This window comes from Blautia sp. ZXY-1-B12 (assembly GCF_056339915.1).
In genome coordinates, this window is record NZ_JBWJVP010000141.1 from 1 (window position 1) to 2,229 (window position 2,229).

The window sequence follows — 2,229 nt, forward strand, 5'->3', positions numbered from 1 at the left end:
TACAGGTCTGGGGAAAGAAAAATCGACTCAGACTATTACTATTTTTCAAAATCAACCGGTGTCCGTTATCAGAAAGGTTTCGGAACCGTAGGAAGTAAGAAATATTATTTCAACCCTTCAGATGGTAAGGCGAAGACAGGCTGGCTTGAGCTTGATGGAAAGAAATATTATTTTGATACATCAGGAGTGATGCTGGCAAATACCATCGCTTCCATTGACGGAACTACATACAGGTTTGATTCTGACGGTGCTGCAACAAAGACTTCCGGTAATGATTACACAGTAGAGGGCAAATATGTCAAGGTCTTTGATGCGAAGAATAATAAATACTACTATATGGAAGAAGAGTTCCTGGAACATCCGGGAATTGCAGACGGAAAGGTGTCAGATCTGGATCTTCTGGCAGCAGTGTGTGATGCAGAAGCAGGAGATCAGGGAGTCGTGGGAATGGAGGCAGTTGCGCTTTGCGTATTAAACTGTACCATTGACCAGTATAAAGAATTTCCGTCACAGATCCGTTATGTGGTATATCAGGGAAAACCTACCCAGTATGCGGTTGTCACAGACGGAGCACTTCTTAAAAGACTGAAAGGCCAGTTTGAGGACAGGACCAATGCCTATGCGGCAGCAAAGGCAGCCATGGAAGTGTTCAGTAACTATGTGAATCATGGCACAAAGAGAACACTCCCGGGATTTAAGACAAAGGATTTCAATTACAAATTCTTTATGACTCCGGCAGCATTTCAGGCACAGAACCTTCAATTTCAGCAAGCTGGAATATGAACAGTACAAAAGGACATGTATTCTTTGTGGACTGGATTTCAGGGTGAGTACATTAATGCTTTAAGTTGGTGAAATATGAAGAGGATTGTTATAAATTCCTTGACAAAATAAATTTTGTATTTGTATACTTGCAGATATATGATATAAAAAAGCACAGATGGGAAAGAGTAACATAGGGAAAACAGACAGAGAGCTGCCGGCAGGTGAGAGGCGCGTGGGGAACTTATGTGAATACCTCCCGGAGCTCTGCACCGAACACCTCAGAGATATTGTAAGGTAAGTAGACTGCAGCGGAGTGGCATCCGTTAACATGCTTAAGTAACAGAGAGAACCGTTGTTTATCATAACAATGGCATGGTTTGTTACTTATTGAGGCAGAGAATGCGAGTTTTCTGCGAATTTAGGTGGTATCGCGGGACCCGGTTCTCGTCCTAAAGGGACAGGAACCGGGTTGTTTTATTTTATTACGAGGAGGAAACAAACAATGACAGTTTGGGACGAGCTGAAAGCCCGTGGTCTGATTGCCCAGGTAACAGACGAAGAAGAGATCAAAGAAATGGTAAATAATGGAAAAGCCACATTTTACATTGGCTTTGACCCTACCGCAGACAGCCTTCACGTAGGACATTTCATGGCGCTTTGCCTGATGAAACGTCTGCAGATGGCGGGAAATAAACCAATCGCATTATTAGGCGGCGGAACAGGTATGATCGGTGACCCGTCCGGAAGATCTGATATGCGTCAGATGATGACAGTGGAGACCATTCAGCACAACATCGACTGCTTCAAGAAACAGATGGAGCGTTTCATCGACTTCTCAGACGGCAAGGCATTAATGGTAAACAATGCAGACTGGCTGATGAATTTAAATTATGTAGAAGTACTTCGTGATGTTGGACCACATTTCTCTGTAAACCGTATGCTCTCTCACGAGTGCTACAAACAGCGTATGGAACGTGGACTTACATTCCTTGAGTTCAACTATATGATCATGCAGAGCTACGACTTCTACATGCTGTATCAGAAATACGGCTGCACCATGCAGTTCGGCGGTGATGACCAGTGGGCAAATATGCTTGGCGGTACAGAGCTGATCCGCCGTAAACTTGGAAAAGACGCTTACGCCATGACGATCACACTTCTTCTGAACTCCGAAGGTAAGAAGATGGGTAAAACACAGTCCGGTGCTGTATGGCTTGACCCGGAGAAGACTTCTCCTTTCGATTTCTATCAGTACTGGAGAAACGTGGATGATGCAGATGTTATCAAATGTATGCGTCTCCTTACCTTCCTTCCGTTAGAAGAAATCGATGAGATGGCGAAATGGGAAGGAAGCCAGTTGAATAAAGCAAAAGAAATCCTTGCATACGAGCTGACAAATCTGGTTCATGGCGAAGAGGAAGCAAAGAAAGCGCAGGAAGGCGCAAGAGCACTTTTTGCAGGTGG

Annotated in this window: 2 protein-coding genes and 1 other annotated feature; both genes read left to right on the top strand. The window is 44.2% G+C overall.

What is annotated here, in order from left to right; genetic code table 11:
• A partial coding sequence (locus AC075L_RS07500; protein ID WP_476387473.1) for a cell wall hydrolase occupies positions 1-783 on the top strand: 783 nt, incomplete at its 5' end.
• 145 nt (positions 784-928) lie between these two features.
• Positions 929-1,220 (top strand) — a binding site (T-box leader).
• A gap of 47 nt (positions 1,221-1,267) precedes the next feature.
• Positions 1,268-2,229, top strand: a 962-nt coding sequence (gene tyrS, locus AC075L_RS07505; RefSeq protein WP_476387474.1) for a tyrosine--tRNA ligase, incomplete at its 3' end; no start/stop codon positions are given.